The 13,279-nt window shown below is 61.3% G+C and carries 13 protein-coding genes; 3 read left to right on the top strand and 10 right to left on the bottom strand.

Translation table 11 applies throughout. The features are described 5' to 3' along the window. Positions 1-2 precede the first annotated feature (2 nt). The 3 genes from LIX91_RS12720 to LIX91_RS12710 form a co-directional block, all read right to left on the bottom strand. Positions 3-1,421 carry a short-chain fatty acid transporter gene (locus LIX91_RS12720; protein ID WP_003412089.1) on the bottom strand — a complete coding sequence of 473 codons (1,419 nt, stop codon included), beginning with the start codon at positions 1,419-1,421 and terminating at the stop codon, positions 3-5. Between the two features lie 155 nt (positions 1,422-1,576). Next, a complete protein-coding gene (locus LIX91_RS12715; protein ID WP_003315741.1) occupies positions 1,577-2,233 on the bottom strand; it encodes a CoA transferase subunit B in 657 nt (218 codons plus the stop codon). Between the two features lie 42 nt (positions 2,234-2,275). Then, positions 2,276-2,977 (bottom strand): CoA transferase subunit A, encoded by a 702-nt coding sequence (locus LIX91_RS12710; RefSeq protein ID WP_003391701.1) that lies wholly within the window; start codon positions 2,975-2,977, stop codon positions 2,276-2,278. Between the two features lie 129 nt (positions 2,978-3,106). On the opposite strand from LIX91_RS12710, the gene LIX91_RS12705 reads away from it, so the two are divergent. The 3 genes from LIX91_RS12705 to LIX91_RS12695 all read left to right on the top strand — a co-directional run bounded on the left by LIX91_RS12705 (position 3,107) and on the right by LIX91_RS12695 (position 5,100). After that, entirely contained in the window at positions 3,107-3,997 is an 891-nt protein-coding gene (locus LIX91_RS12705; protein ID WP_003417645.1) for a LysR family transcriptional regulator, read from the top strand. An 88-nt stretch (positions 3,998-4,085) separates the two neighbouring features. Further along, on the top strand, positions 4,086-4,367 hold the full coding sequence (locus tag LIX91_RS12700; protein ID WP_003348622.1) for a lipoprotein: 282 nt from the start codon (positions 4,086-4,088) through the stop codon (positions 4,365-4,367). A 124-nt stretch (positions 4,368-4,491) separates the two neighbouring features. Then, a complete protein-coding gene (locus tag LIX91_RS12695; RefSeq protein WP_046270057.1) occupies positions 4,492-5,100 on the top strand; it encodes a LysE family translocator in 609 nt (202 codons plus the stop codon). Between the two features lie 19 nt (positions 5,101-5,119). Here LIX91_RS12695 and ssuE read toward each other — a convergent pair whose 3' ends face one another. The 7 genes from ssuE to LIX91_RS12660 all read right to left on the bottom strand — a co-directional run bounded on the left by ssuE (position 5,120) and on the right by LIX91_RS12660 (position 13,249). Further along, entirely contained in the window at positions 5,120-5,701 is a 582-nt protein-coding gene (gene ssuE / locus LIX91_RS12690; RefSeq protein WP_003417643.1) for an NADPH-dependent FMN reductase, read from the bottom strand. A gap of 250 nt (positions 5,702-5,951) precedes the next feature. Then, positions 5,952-7,040, bottom strand: a complete 1,089-nt coding sequence (locus LIX91_RS12685) for a polysaccharide biosynthesis/export family protein (RefSeq protein ID WP_003417642.1) — start codon at positions 7,038-7,040, stop codon at positions 5,952-5,954. Positions 7,041-7,120: 80 nt separating this feature from the next. Further along, the gene (locus LIX91_RS12680; protein WP_003348546.1) at positions 7,121-8,530 is read right to left on the bottom strand and encodes an undecaprenyl-phosphate glucose phosphotransferase; all 1,410 of its coding nucleotides are present in this window, start codon (positions 8,528-8,530) and stop codon (positions 7,121-7,123) included. A 13-nt stretch (positions 8,531-8,543) separates the two neighbouring features. Further along, the gene (locus LIX91_RS12675; RefSeq protein WP_226488556.1) at positions 8,544-9,773 is read right to left on the bottom strand and encodes a glycosyltransferase family 4 protein; all 1,230 of its coding nucleotides are present in this window, start codon (positions 9,771-9,773) and stop codon (positions 8,544-8,546) included. A gap of 73 nt (positions 9,774-9,846) precedes the next feature. Further along, positions 9,847-10,962, bottom strand: coding sequence for a glycosyltransferase family 4 protein (locus tag LIX91_RS12670; RefSeq protein ID WP_046237809.1), 1,116 nt, complete (start codon positions 10,960-10,962; stop codon positions 9,847-9,849). Positions 10,963-11,045: 83 nt separating this feature from the next. Next, complete coding sequence (locus tag LIX91_RS12665; protein ID WP_226488555.1) at positions 11,046-12,251, bottom strand: glycosyltransferase family 4 protein; 1,206 nt, start codon at positions 12,249-12,251, stop codon at positions 11,046-11,048. After that, complete coding sequence (locus LIX91_RS12660) at positions 12,248-13,249, bottom strand: glycosyltransferase (protein ID WP_100073188.1); 1,002 nt, start codon at positions 13,247-13,249, stop codon at positions 12,248-12,250. The genes LIX91_RS12665 and LIX91_RS12660 overlap by 4 nt, the downstream gene beginning before the upstream one ends. Between the last annotated feature and the right edge of the window lie 30 nt (positions 13,250-13,279).

Below are 13,279 nucleotides of genomic sequence, written 5' to 3'. Positions count from 1 at the left end.
ATTCAGGGCATTACCGGCGGCACATAGGCCAGCGTGGTGCCCAGTGCCCAGAGCAGAAACAGCACCAGCGGCGTGTGCACCAGCAGTTGCACGAACGAGAAGCCGATCAGGTCACGCGCCTTCAGGCCCAGCACACCCAGCAGCGGCAGCATGTAGAACGGGTTTATCAGATTGGGCAAGGCTTCGGCTGCGTTGTAGATCTGTACTGCCCAGCCGAGGTGATACTGCAGGTCGTTGGCAACTTGCATCACGTAGGGTGCTTCGATGATCCACTTGCCGCCGCCTGACGGAATGAAAAAGCCCAATATGGCCGAATAGACCCCCATCAGAATTGCGTAAGTGTCGTGGGAGGCAATGCTGGTGAAGAACGTCGAGATGTAATGCGCCAGGGTTTGCGCATCGCCGCCTTTGACCGTGGTCAGTAGCGCGGCGATCGAACCGTACAGAGGGAATTGAATCAGCACGCCAGTGGTGGTGGGCACCGCCCGCGCGACGGCGTCGAGAAAACTGCGCGGTCGCCAGTGCAGCAGGGCACCGAGCATGATGAACAGGAAGTTGTAGGTGTTGAGCCCGGAAATCGCCGTGATCGCCGGTTTGCTCGAAAACTCGTTGAACAGCCAGCCAACCCCCAGCAGCACCATGAGGATGATCAGCAGCGGGCTGTATTCCAGCCATTCCCCGGGCCGTGTGCGGGGCGGCAGTGGCGGCAGGTTGAAGGCCGGGTCGACACCGCAGGCCTTGGCGTCGCGGGCGCTGTTTGGGCCGGGCGCGGTGGCATAGGCAACGATCAATGATATGACTACCAGCGCGGCGAGCATGACCCCGGATTGCCAGAGAAAGATGGTTTCGGTGAACGGGATCACGCCGGTAATCGCCAGGATCGACGGCGGCAGACTGGCCGGGTTGGCCTGCAATTGCGCGGCCGAAGACGACAGCCCCAGCGCCCAGACTGCACCCAGGCCCAGATAGGCGGCGGCGCCGGCTGCGCGGTAATCCATGCGCAGGTCAGTGCGGCGGGCGAGGGCACGCACCAACAGGCCGCCGAACACCAGCGACAGGCCCCAGTTGAGCAGCGAGGCGAGCATGGAAATCAGCGCCACCCAGGCCACCGCCGAACGGCCGTTGCGCGGCACCCTTGCCAGGCGGTCGATCAGGCGCACCGCAGGCGGTGAACTGGCGACCACGTAACCGCCGATGACTACGAAGGCCATCTGCATGGTGAACGGAATCAGGCTCCAGAACCCGTCACCGAACGCCTTGGCAGCCTCGGCCGGGCGCGCGCCGATCGCCAGTGTCGCCAGCGTGACGATGACCACTGCCAGTGCGGCAAATACCCATGAATCGGGAAACCAGCGTTCAGCCCACGCGGCGCAGCGCAAGGCAAATCGGGCGGAGCGGCTTTCTTCTATGTTGGCGGCCATCTGGGGCACCTCTTTTTGTAATTATTATCGGGGAGTTACTTGAACAGCCGACTATTGCGGACGCATAGCGTCCAGAACGGCGTTCCCACGCTGGAGCGTGGGAACGAGCGTGGCTGGCAATGAGTATCGTGCGAATGCTCCGCGTTGGCCTGCACTCAGAAGCTCATCTCGATCACGTCATCCGGCACGATCAGCTTGCCTGCGGTTTTGGCCACGATTTCTTCCACGCTGACCCCCGGCGCGCGTTCGCGGAGGATGAACGCGCCGTTTTCGATTTCCAGGTAGGCCAGATCAGTCAGCACCTTGCGGATGCAGCCTGCGCCGGTCAGTGGCAGGCTGCAACGGGTGAGCAGTTTGGATTCGCCGTCCTTCGACGCATGGGTCATGGTGACGATGATGTTGTCAGCGCCCGCCACCAGGTCCATCGCGCCACCCATGCCCTTGATCAGCTTGCCGGGGATCATCCACGAAGCGATGTTGCCCTCGATATCCACCTCGAAAGCGCCGAGCACCGTCAGGTCGACATGGCCGCCGCGGATCATGGCAAAGGATTCGGCCGACGAAAAAATGGAGGCGCCGATGCGCGCGGTGACCGTCTGCTTGCCGGCATTGATCATGTCCGCGTCGATGGTGTCTTCGGTGGGGAAGGCGCCCATGCCCAGCAGGCCGTTTTCCGACTGGAGCATGACGTCGATGTCATCGGGCACGTAGTTGGCCACCAGGGTCGGAATACCGATGCCAAGATTCACGTAGTAACCGTCCTTGAGCTCACGGGCGACACGTTGAGCCATTTGTTCGCGGGAAAGTGCCATCGTCTGAAGCCTCTTTATTGTTGTAGGGCCAAGGCTGCGCTATCAGGATTTTCTGACGGTGCGCTGTTCGATGCGTTTTTCGAAAGTGCCCTGAATGACCCGGTCGACGTAGATGCCGGGGGTATGGATCTGGGTAGGCAGCAGCACGCCGGGCTCGACGATTTCTTCGACCTCGACCACGGTGATCCGTCCGGCGGTGGCCACCACCGGGTTGAAGTTCTGTGCGGTATGACGATAGATGACGTTGCCGAAGTGGTCGGCTTTCCAGCCCTTGATCAGGGCGAAGTCACCGGTGATGGCTTCTTCCAGAATCACGTTGCGGCCGTTGAACTGGCGGGTTTCCTTGCCTTCGGCGACCGGCGTTCCGTAACCGGTCGCGGTGTAGAACGCCGGAATGCCCGCGCCACCGGCACGCAGTTTTTCCGCCAGGGTGCCTTGCGGCGTGAGTTCGACTTCCAGCTCGCCGCTGAGCAGCTGCTTTTCGAACAAGGCATTCTCGCCGACGTAGGACGAAATCATTTTGCGGATCTGCCGGTCTTCCAGCAGGATGCCGAGTCCGAAGCCGTCAACGCCGCAGTTGTTGGAGACCACGGTCAGGCCCTTGATGCCCATGCGCTTGATCTGCGCGATCAGGTTTTCCGGGATGCCGCACAGGCCGAAGCCGCCGCAGAGTACCGTCATGTCATCGGTCAGCCCGGCGAGGGCTTCTTCGTAGGTCGCTACTCGTTTATCGAGTCCAGCCATGATGATCCGCCTTTTATAGTTGTTGACCGACAGTCGCGCTGCCGGAGGATCGGGTGACCTGCATCTTCTCTCGACGGGACTGATTTGTTAATTTTGTTTTTCTGATCAATTCATAAGAAAAGCAAATATATGAACGTCAAGCAGCTTCGCGCTTTTCTGGCCGTTGCGCAGTACCTGAGCTTCGCTCAGGCCGGCGAGCGACTCAACGTGTCGCAACCAGCCTTGAGCCTGACGATCAAGAGCCTCGAAGAGGACCTTGGCGGACAGCTGTTGACGCGCACCACACGCAACGTCGGTCTGACGCCCGAAGGCGAGACCCTGTTGCCGCTGGCGCGCCAGTTGCTGGCCGACTGGGACAACACCGAAGAACTGCTGCGTCAGCGTTTTACTTTGCAAATGGGCAGGGTGTCGGTCGCCGCCATGCCGTCATTTGCCGGTAATCTGCTGCCAGCGGCCTTGAAGGTGTTTCGCGGGCGCTACCCGCGCGTCAACGTGGCGGTGCATGACGTGATCAACGAGCAAGTGTTGGAGATGGTCCGCCATCGCCGTGTCGAACTGGGTATCGGCTTTGAGCCTGAGTCGAACAGTGCCCTGTCGTTCACCCCGTTCTATATGGACCGCTTCGTCGCCGTGGTGCCCCGTGAGTCGCCGCTGGCCGGGCGGCATGAGGTCGCCTGGGAAGAACTGCTGCGTGAAGACTTCATCGCCCTGCAACGCCCGTCGGCGGTGCGTTTGCTCTTGGAACAGGCCATCGAGCCGCGCCACGGCAAGCTGGCGGTCGCGTTCGAGAGCCATCAGTTGTCGACCATCGGGCGCATGGTTGCCAATGGCCTGGGCGTCAGCGCGGTGCCGTCACTGTGCATCGGGCAGATGCAGGAACTGGGGGCCTGCTGCGTGGCGCTGGTGGAGCCGCTGATCGAGCGGCGTATCGGCCTGATGATGCTCGCCGATCACAAGCTTTCAGCGGCGGCTCAGGCGTTGCGCGAGGTGTTGATCGAGAATGCTCGCAACAGTCGATAGCGACTATCACGGCGGATGATTTTTGCTGCGTCAGGGGCAGGCGTAACCTTGCTTCATTCCTGAAATGAAGCCCGACCGGAGGCCCCCGATGAACCGTATGCTTGCCCTTGCGCTGGTCCTGACATTCACTGTTGCGCTGGTTTCCGGCTGCTCCACTCACCACGCTGTCGAGCAGCGGGCGTTCAGCGCTGAAGAAAGCCATCAGTTGGCCCTTGAAGACCTTAACCGTCGCGGCCTGTCATTTGATGAGTATCAGGCACGCAAGGCGCAGTTGATGGCGGATCCGCAGATCCAGCAGGCGCGGGACTTCGATGAAAAAGGCGAAACAAGCGTCGATCTGGGTGTCACCGGTCAGCAGCCACAAGGTTAACAGTCGGCCTGAAAAGTGCATTGTGCAAGAACTGTACTGCTTTAATTGGCCGGCAACTGTCCGTGTGTTTCCTGCACCGCGTTCGATAGGGTGAGTACCTGACTCACTGATCCGGACAGGCAGCATGTTTCTCTCTTTCGATTTGCTTCTGGCATTCACACTCTTCGCGTTCGTCACCTCCATTACTCCCGGCCCCAACAACATGATGCTGCTGGCCTCGGGTGTGAACTTCGGTTTCAGTCGCACCCTGCCGCACATGCTGGGTATCAGTGTCGGTTTTTTCGTTCTGGTACTGGCCGTAGGCTTCGGTCTGGGCAGTGTGTTCAAGGCCTGGCCGGTTCTCTATACGATCCTGCGCTACGTGGGGGCTGCCTATCTGCTGTACCTGGCCTGGAAAATCGCCACGTCGGGGCCGGCCTCCGATAGCGTCGACAGCGAGGGCAAGCCGCTGAGTTTCATGAGCGCCGCGCTTTTTCAATGGGTCAATCCCAAGGCCTGGATCATGGCGATCGGTGCGATCAGCACCTACACCCCCATGCAGGGCTACTTCTACAACGTTGTGGTGATTTCCGCAGTGTTTGCGTTGATCAACCTGCCCAGCGTGGGCGTCTGGGCAGGCTTTGGCAGTTTGCTGCGTAACGTTCTGCGCGATCCGCTTGGGTTACGTATTTTCAACGGCGTCATGGCAGCGCTGTTGGTGGCCTCGTTGTATCCGCTGTTCATCGAGCATTGATGCCTTTGCTATTCCGGCACTACAACGCCAGTTGCAAGTGCCCGCCAGCCTGCTTGTGACGTGCCTGCAGGCGACGTTGCAGGCCTTGGTGGAAGTGTTCCAGCCCTTCATGCAGGCGCTCGGTGAGGATTTCGTCCAGCGTACCGCCTTGTTCGTTGTCGTCGTAGCTGACCTGGGTATCGATAGCGAAGATGCCGTGCAGCACTTCCTGAGACTTGAGCGCCGACAGCACCGGTTTGAGCGCGTAATCCACGGCCAGCATGTGCGCGATACTGCCGCCGGTGGCCAGCGGCAAGACTACTTTGCCATGCAGCGCGCGCTCGGGCAGCAAGTCGAGCAGGGTTTTCAGCGCGCCGGAAAATGACGCCTTGTACACCGGCGTACCGATCAGCAGGCCATCGGCCTGGCTGACCGCTTCGATCAATTCCAGCACCTGCGGGCTGTCGAAACGGGCGAAAAGCAGGTCCTCCGCATTGAAGTCGCGTATGCGCAATGTGGTGACTTCAACGCCGTGACTCTGCAGCCAGCGGCCGGCGTGGGCCAGCACAACGCCGGAACGGGATTTGGGGGAGGGACTGCCTGAAAGTGAAACGACGCGCATGTGGGATGTCCTTGCGATAAGCGTAACCCTGCAAAGCAGCTTATGTGCCAGCCTTCTTGTGTGTCTGGCTATGGCCCGCAGTCGTTGGGTCTGCGTCTGTTGCATGCCGCAGGAGAGGGTTCGCCGCGCTGATGCAAAAGCCGTCAACTGTTGAACCGCTGTTGCTCTGGCAACAGTCTGGCACGGTGCGGCGGGCAAAAAAAATCCCCGCACAACCGCGTGCAGGGAGATTGGTGAACGGCCGCCTGGGTCAGTTGCGAAAGGCCGCACCGGTCTGTATCACGCTGGCCGAGCCGAGCAACTGGCTGATGAAGCGGCTCCAGCGGGTGATATCGGCAGGGCCGACGAACACCACGTCCTGTGCCTTGAGCTCGAACTGCCCCGCCAGCAGGTAGGCGGTGGGCTTTTTCGCATTGAGGTGGTAGACGGTGGAGGGCGCCTGGGCGAAGTTTTCCGCACCGCGTATGACGTACACCGCATCGCCGTCTGCGCTGTCGGGGCTGAGGCCACCGGAGTTTCCCAACGCCTCGAGCAGCGTCAGGCGGGTGGTGCCGAACGAGATTACCTGAGGGTTACGGACCTCGCCCAGCACATAGATCTTGTTTCGCGAGTTGCTGTTGAGGTGCAGGTAATCGCCGTCCTTCAGGAAGATCCGGCTCAGTTGCGAGTCCCGGCGGTTCAGCGAGTCGATGTCGATCAGGTAGTCCTTGCCCTCCCGGCGCAGGGTCAGCCCGGCCAGGTTGGCATCGGTCAGGTCGACACCGGCGACACTCACCGCCTGCACCAGGCTCAACGGAATATTGGTGATCGGTTGCGGACCGGGGACCTTGAAAGAACCGGACAGCAGTATTCGCTGGCTGTTGTAGCGCAGCACTTTGACGTCGACCTTGACCTCGGTGTACTGCGGCGCCAGGCCCATGCGCAACTGCTCACGAACCTCGCTGACCGTTCTGCCACTCGCGCGGATTCTGCCTACATAGGGGAAGTAGAGCGTGCCGTCGTTGAGCACTTCCCGGGTGTTGGCATCCAGTTGGTCTTGTGAGCCCGGCGCGGTCAGTTCCGGGTGTTCGAACACGGTGACCAGCAAGGTATCGCCAGCACCGATCACGTATTCCGGAGTCCTGTAGTCCAGCAGCACCTGCGGCAGGGCCTTGGCCTCTGCAGTGGCGCGCAGTTGCTGTTGCTGCAGGGTCTTCGGGGTGACCTCGATCAACTGTGCCCGGGGCTCGTCCGGCTTGTCGAGGGTGACGTCATCCGGCGTCATATGTTGCCCCGGCGCGAATGCACAGCCTTGCAGCGCCAGGCTGACCAGCAGTAACGCAGTAAAGCTTCGATTCATGACGTTTTTCCTTTCATGGCATTGCTCCGTTCTTGTTGCGTACCGAGGGTGTTCGGTGGGTGCTCGGGTCAGCGCTGGCATCAGAAGGCGTTCTTGTTGACGAACCCCTTGAGCAGCGTCAGCAGAATGATTTTCAGGTCCAGCCAGATCGACCAGTGCTCGATGTATTCCAGGTCGAATTCGACGCGCATGCGCATCTTGTCCAGCGTGTCGGTTTCGCCGCGCCAGCCGTTGATCTGCGCCCAGCCGGTGATGCCGGGCTTGACCTTGTGGCGCAACATGTAACCGCTGACCTGCCTGCGGTATTGCTCGTTGTGGGCAATGGCGTGGGGGCGTGGGCCGACGATGGACATGTCGCCGTGCAACACGTTGAAGAACTGCGGCAGCTCATCCAGCGACGTCCGGCGCAAAAAGCGGCCCAGTGGTGTTACCCGCGCGTCGTTGCGCGTCGCCTGAAGCACCACATCGGTGTTTTCCTGGACGCTCATGCTGCGAAATTTCCAGACCATGATCGAGCGGCCGTCCAGCCCGTAGCGGCGCTGGCGGAACAGCACCGGGCCGGCCGAGGTGAGCTTGATGGCTGCCGCGATGGTCAGCAGCGGCACGGCGATCAGCAACAGAATCAGGCTCGACAGCACGATGTCTTCGGCACGTTTGGCCAGGCTCCAGGCACCGTCCATGGGCGAGTCGAAAATGCTGATGCTGGCCAGGCCATTTATGCTTTCACTGCGCGCATGCAGCAGATCGAACATGAACACATCCGGAATCAGGTATACCGAGGCGGTGGTGTCGCTCAGGCCGGTAATCAACTCGCGCAGTTGCGGTTCTGCGCTGAAGGCGAGGGTGATGTACACCTTATCGATCCGGCCAGCGCGGGCATCTTCGATCAACTGCTGCAGGTCACCCAGTACGGGCGGGCGGCGCTTGTGCGCCTGCAGATTCATCTGCTGCGGGTGCGCGTCGTAAAAACCGAGCAGGATCAGGCCCATCCAGGGCGCCAGGGCGATGGACCGGGCCAGCCGCTCGCCGACCTGCCCGGTGCCGACGATGGCCACCCGACGCGTGTTGAAGCCACGCCGACGCAGGGTGTGCAGGGCCAGACGAATCAGCAGCCGGTAGCCGCACAGCACGGCGAGGGCTAGCGCGAACCAGCTCATCTGGCCGTTATCGGGCAATTGCGTCTGGTTGAGCAGCAGGCTGTTCAGCGACAGCAGGGTGATGAAGGTCATCGCCCAGTAACTGAAGACCTTGGTCAGCTCGCGCAGGATGCGCTCGCCGCGCCATGAGCCATACAACTGGTGGTACTCGCTGACCCAGTGAAAGACCAGCACCGCGAGGAAAATGTGCGACCAGGCTTCTGTGCTGTCGGTGACTGTCAGCCCGGTTTGCCAGTAACCGATCAGCACGATGACGGTCAGGTCCAGCAAGCGATGGGCGAGCGAAAGCGCTGACTGGTGGGCACGCAGAATGCCGCGGACTGAAGTACGCATGGGAAGGGCTCGCTCAGACGATTTTCAGAGGGACGACACGGTTCGGCAGTTCGCTGCCCAGGCCGGACGATGCCTGGGCGACCCATTGCGACTGAGGCAGGCGCGCCAGATGAACCCTGCTTGAGAGGGCCAGACGGTCCTCGACGAAGGCTTTGATCTCCTGCTCGAAACGCGCGACCGAAAACCGCTCGGCATTGGCCCGGCAAGCCTCGGGAGAGAGGCGTGATTGTGCCGCTTCGAATTCGCCGATGGCGGCGATCAGTGATGCGACTGTTTGCTGTCCGTAGAACACGCCGGTCGGCTGCGGGTGATCCAGACCGCGCACGGTTTCCATGACGCCGCCCTTGGCGAAGGCGATGACCGGCGTGCCGCAGGCCTGGGCCTCGACCGGGCTGATGCCGAAATCCTCCTCGGCGGCGAAGACAAACGCCCTGGCACTGCGCATGTGCTCAAGCAGCACGTTACTCGGTTGGAAACCCAGCAGCGTCACGTTGCTCACCTGGCTGGCAATGGCCTGCGCCTTGGCCAGATCCGGTCCGTCACCGATCATGATCAGGCGTTTGTCAGGCATCGCGGCGAAGGCCTCGACGATCATCGGCATGCGTTTGTAAGGCACCATCCGCGAGGCGCAGAGGTAGAAGTCCCCACGCGTGCCCTGGGCAGTGAAGCCGAGTGTGTCCACCGGCGGGTAGATAACGGTGGAGTCGCGTCGATAGGCCTTGCTGATGCGCGCACCGATAAACCCGGAATTGGCAATGAAGGCATCCACGCCGGTCGACGTGCGCTGGTCCCACAAGCGAATGTAATGCAGGATCAGGCGCGCCAGGCCACCCTTGATTCCCTTGCTCAGCCCGGACTCCTGAAGGTACTGGTGCTGCAAGTCCCAGGCATAGCGGATCGGTGAGTGCACATAACTGATGTGCAATTGGTCCGGGCCGCACAGCACGCCCTTGGCCACCGCGTGGCTGCTGCTGATGATCAGGTCATAACCGGACAGATCCAGTTGCTCGATGGCCAGCGGCATCAGTGGCAGGTAGCGCGAATAGTGTTTGCGGGCACCGGGCAGCTTCTGGATGAACGTCGTTCTGGCGACCTTGCCATGCAGGTGCGCGCGGTCCTGATCGCTGAGGAAGTCGATGACCGCAAACAGGTCCGCAGCAGGCCAGACGTTGATCAATGACGCGAGCACGCGCTCGGCACCGGCGTAGCTCACCAGCCAGTCGTGGACGATAGCGATTCTCATGGGCGTTCCTTGCTGTAATGGCCCGCGCTACTGCGGACGCGGCGGCGCGCATCCTGGCGTTGCTGTTGTGGATTCAGGGTTTGCCGGTGGACGATTCGGCGGCGACGTGCAGCTTGCTTTGCTGCGCAGGGTCGGCCGCCAGCAACGTATCGATGCGCTGGGAAAGGCGCTGCGCGGAAAGCTCCCAGGAAAAACGCTGCACGTTTTGCAGGCCTTGCACACGCAGCGCCTTGCGCAAGGGCGCATCCAGCAGAATGCGCTGCATGGCTGCGGCCATGTGGCTGACGTCCAGCGGGTCGAAATACAGCGCACTGGCCTGCAGAACTTCCGGGATCGACGCAGCATTGGCCGCCAGCACCGGACAGCCGCAGGCCTGGGCTTCGAGCGGCGGGATGCCGAAGCCCTCGTAAAGCGAAGGGAAGACGAACGCAGTCGCGCCCTGGTACTGCGCGATCAGCTCGGCATCACTGAGGCGCCCCAGAAAACGGATGCGCGGGTCACGGCAGGCGAGGTGCTGCAGGTTCGGGTCGGCGAACAACGCGCTGGCTGCGCCGACAATATGCAACTGCAGATCCGTATGGCCGCGCAGGCTGAGAAAGGCCTGAATCATCCGTCTGAAATTCTTGTGCACGGCCGGCGAGGACACCGCCAGCAGGTATTTCGGATGATTCACCGCGGTCGAACCCGGTATGAAATCGTCGCTGACCGCAGCCGGTACGACGAGCACCTTGTCTTCTGCGTAGCCATAGAACGAGGATATTTCTTTGCGCGAGAAGTGGCTGCCGGTGATCAGGGTTCTGGCGCGCGACAGCAGGATCGGGGTGATGGTCCGATAGGCCAGCCGGAACAGCCGGGTGTAACTTTGCGGGTAGCGCACATAGTTGATGTCGTGGTGAGTCGCAATCTGGTTGCCATACAGCATGGGCCCGGTGTTGCTGATCGAGATCAGCAGCGGACTGCTACGACGTTTCAGGTACAGCGGCAGGTCGATCTGCTCCCACGCATGCCCGGTGGAGCGCCCGATGCAGTGCGCCTCTAATGCGCTGGCGCAGTCATGCAGTCTGATGTTATTCGGGGCAACGAATACCAGATCGTCGCGCAGTCGCTTCAGCGCTCGGCACATCTGCTCTGCGTAGCGCTGTACACCACTGATGTCCTGGGTAAGAAACCGTGCATTGATGAAAATCATCTTGAGCGTCCTGCTGATGAAAGTGGGCTGGCGGGTGCCACACCGTGTCCTTGATGTCGTCAAAGGGGGCGATTGCGCCCGTGCTACGTGCTGCGGTCCTGCAAGGTCTGGGCAAAAATGCTTTCGTACTGGTCCAGCATCAGGTCCAGATTCATCAACGACGCGACGCTGCTGCGTGCCTGGCTGCCGAGGCGTGCCAGCAGTTCGGGCTGCTGATGCAGCCTGAGCATCGCCAGCCCCAGTGAATCGGGGTCATCGGGGCTGCACAGCAAGCCATTGAGCGGTTCCTGAATGATTTCCGTGAGCCCGCCCATGCGGCTGGCGATGACCGGCAGCGAGTGCGCGCACGCCTCGACCGCGACCATGCCGAATGGCTCATTCCACAGGGAAGGCACAACCGCCACGTCGATCTGGCGATAGAAATGCTCAGGCCTCTGAAAACCGACGAAGCTGATGTCCGGGGACGTGACCATGGCCCTGAAGCGCTTTTCGTCGGATGGCTGTCCGCGCCCGGCGATCTGCAGGGTGGCTTTGAACGGCAGGCGCTGGAACTGCTCGATCAGCCACTCCAGCCCCTTGTTGGTCGACAGGGTGCCCAGGTAACCGAAACGCAACGGTGTGTTATCGACAAGTGCTTTGGGCTGCTCGCGAAGCGCTGGCGTAAACGGGCTGGCGTTATGCACCACATAGCCTCTGGCATGCTTGAAGTAATCCTGCGCCCGCAGCGTGTCGAGCATGAAGCGGCTGACGCCGACCACCGCGCTGACCTGTTCCGACTGGTGTGCATGATGGCTGCGCAACCGTGTACACGTCGTGCACTGGCGCTGACAGCTTTTGCCTTTTCTGAACATCGTGCTTGCCGGGCACAGCAGGTAGAAATCATGCAGCACCTGCACGATCGGGCAATTGGCCTGGGTGATCTGGTCCCATGCCGAGACCGACCAGCCCGTCAGGTTATGGCACACCACCAGTTCTGGCTGCTCCAGCTCCATAACGCGCTCCACGTACTCACGCATGCCTGCGTTGTAGCGGTCGCGCCAGTGCCAGGCAAAGCGCGCCAGACGGCCCGGACGCTGGGCGATGAAGTGCCAATAGTGGTTAAGCAGGCCGACCCGATAGACCTTGACCCGGTTGACCTCCGCCAGTTGCAAGCCAGGCCGGTCAGTGGTGGCCAATACCGCGACGCCGTGCCCGCGCTGCTGCAAGCCCTCGACCGTACGCTGCAGAATGATTTCTGCGCCGCCGCCGATATCGGGCGCGTAGAGGCTGTTGATGAAAAGGATTTTCATAGTGGGTAGGCCCTGTTCAGGCCCAGCCTGCCGGCTTCGCCTTCGCGAATGGCGTCGTTGAGCAGGTCCAGACGCTGGGCCGCGTCATGGCGCCAGGCATACAGGCTCAGCAGGCAGAGAAACACCCGGCGATTGAGCCGATAGCTGAGCGTGGAAGCCGCCCAGACATGTTTGTCGAACCAGGCCTGATTGCGCGCTGCGTAGTAGGCGCGCAGATCCGAGCCGCCCAGCAGGTAGCTTTCATAGACATTGCGGGTCCGTGCCTTGATGTTCCAGGAGTCTTCCAGATCATCCAGCCGCGCATCGGGCACCAGAAACAGCTTTCCGCCACCGTCGGTGATGCGCCAGGTGTATTCGCTGTCATCGCTGTACAGTTTGAGAGCATCCAGTGGCAGGCCGATCTTTTGGTAAAGGCTGCGATGGGCAAGCAGCCCGCCGTAAGTGGCAAAAGGCAGTTGCACGCGTTCCGGCATCAGCCGGGTCGCATCGGGCTTTCCCCACGGCAGGCGTCGCCAGATCTTGTAAGGCAACTGTGCGATGTGAAAGCCGAAGAAGCTTGAGCGCCGCTGGATCGCATATTGCAGCGGCACACCTGCGGCGATGTCGGCTTGATGCGTGGGGCGAAAGCCGAGCACCGCGCAGTTGTCCTGACCGTCGATGAGTTGCCGTTCACGCAAGGATCGATGCAATGCCTCGATGGCATGCGCGGTCGGTGCGTTATCGTCGTCCATCAGCCAGATGCAGTCGTCTCCGGTTTGCAGCGCGGCGTTGATGCCCACCGAGTAGCCATTGGCCGAGCCGGTGTTGTGCGGCAGCCAGATCACCTGAACCCGATCGGGCCACTCATCGCACAGCACTTGCAGCGGCGCGGTGGAAGCATTGCTGACAACGATCACACGGCCGATCAGTGGGCTTTCCAGCGAGCGGCTGATCAGGGTGTGCAAATAGCTGAAACGGTCACCATAGGTGAGCGTCACCAGGGTGGTCTGGCGCGGCATGGTGCGATTCCGAGGCTGGTGGAACAGGCG

The sequence above is a fragment of the Pseudomonas sp. B20 genome (assembly GCF_020515755.1).
Lineage (GTDB): Bacteria > Pseudomonadota > Gammaproteobacteria > Pseudomonadales > Pseudomonadaceae > Aquipseudomonas > Aquipseudomonas syringae.
Note: the sequence above shows the minus strand (reverse complement) of the source record. Positions and strands in the feature narration are given on the sequence as shown.

What these genes read in the sequence shown, in the direction of transcription:
- LIX91_RS12720 (WP_003412089.1), bottom strand. Translation starts at nt 1,421, where the DNA reads ATGGCCGCCAACATAGAAGAAAGCCGCTCCGCCCGATTTGCCTTGCGC.
- LIX91_RS12715 (WP_003315741.1), bottom strand. Translation starts at nt 2,233, where the DNA reads ATGGCACTTTCCCGCGAACAAATGGCTCAACGTGTCGCCCGTGAGCTC.
- LIX91_RS12710 (WP_003391701.1), bottom strand. Translation starts at nt 2,977, where the DNA reads ATGGCTGGACTCGATAAACGAGTAGCGACCTACGAAGAAGCCCTCGCC.
- LIX91_RS12705 (WP_003417645.1), top strand. Translation starts at nt 3,107, where the DNA reads ATGAACGTCAAGCAGCTTCGCGCTTTTCTGGCCGTTGCGCAGTACCTG.
- LIX91_RS12700 (WP_003348622.1), top strand. Translation starts at nt 4,086, where the DNA reads ATGAACCGTATGCTTGCCCTTGCGCTGGTCCTGACATTCACTGTTGCG.
- LIX91_RS12695 (WP_046270057.1), top strand. Translation starts at nt 4,492, where the DNA reads ATGTTTCTCTCTTTCGATTTGCTTCTGGCATTCACACTCTTCGCGTTC.
- ssuE (WP_003417643.1), bottom strand. Translation starts at nt 5,701, where the DNA reads ATGCGCGTCGTTTCACTTTCAGGCAGTCCCTCCCCCAAATCCCGTTCC.
- LIX91_RS12685 (WP_003417642.1), bottom strand. Translation starts at nt 7,040, where the DNA reads ATGAATCGAAGCTTTACTGCGTTACTGCTGGTCAGCCTGGCGCTGCAA.
- LIX91_RS12680 (WP_003348546.1), bottom strand. Translation starts at nt 8,530, where the DNA reads ATGCGTACTTCAGTCCGCGGCATTCTGCGTGCCCACCAGTCAGCGCTT.
- LIX91_RS12675 (WP_226488556.1), bottom strand. Translation starts at nt 9,773, where the DNA reads ATGAGAATCGCTATCGTCCACGACTGGCTGGTGAGCTACGCCGGTGCC.
- LIX91_RS12670 (WP_046237809.1), bottom strand. Translation starts at nt 10,962, where the DNA reads ATGATTTTCATCAATGCACGGTTTCTTACCCAGGACATCAGTGGTGTA.
- LIX91_RS12665 (WP_226488555.1), bottom strand. Translation starts at nt 12,251, where the DNA reads ATGAAAATCCTTTTCATCAACAGCCTCTACGCGCCCGATATCGGCGGC.
- LIX91_RS12660 (WP_100073188.1), bottom strand. Translation starts at nt 13,249, where the DNA reads ATGCCGCGCCAGACCACCCTGGTGACGCTCACCTATGGTGACCGTTTC.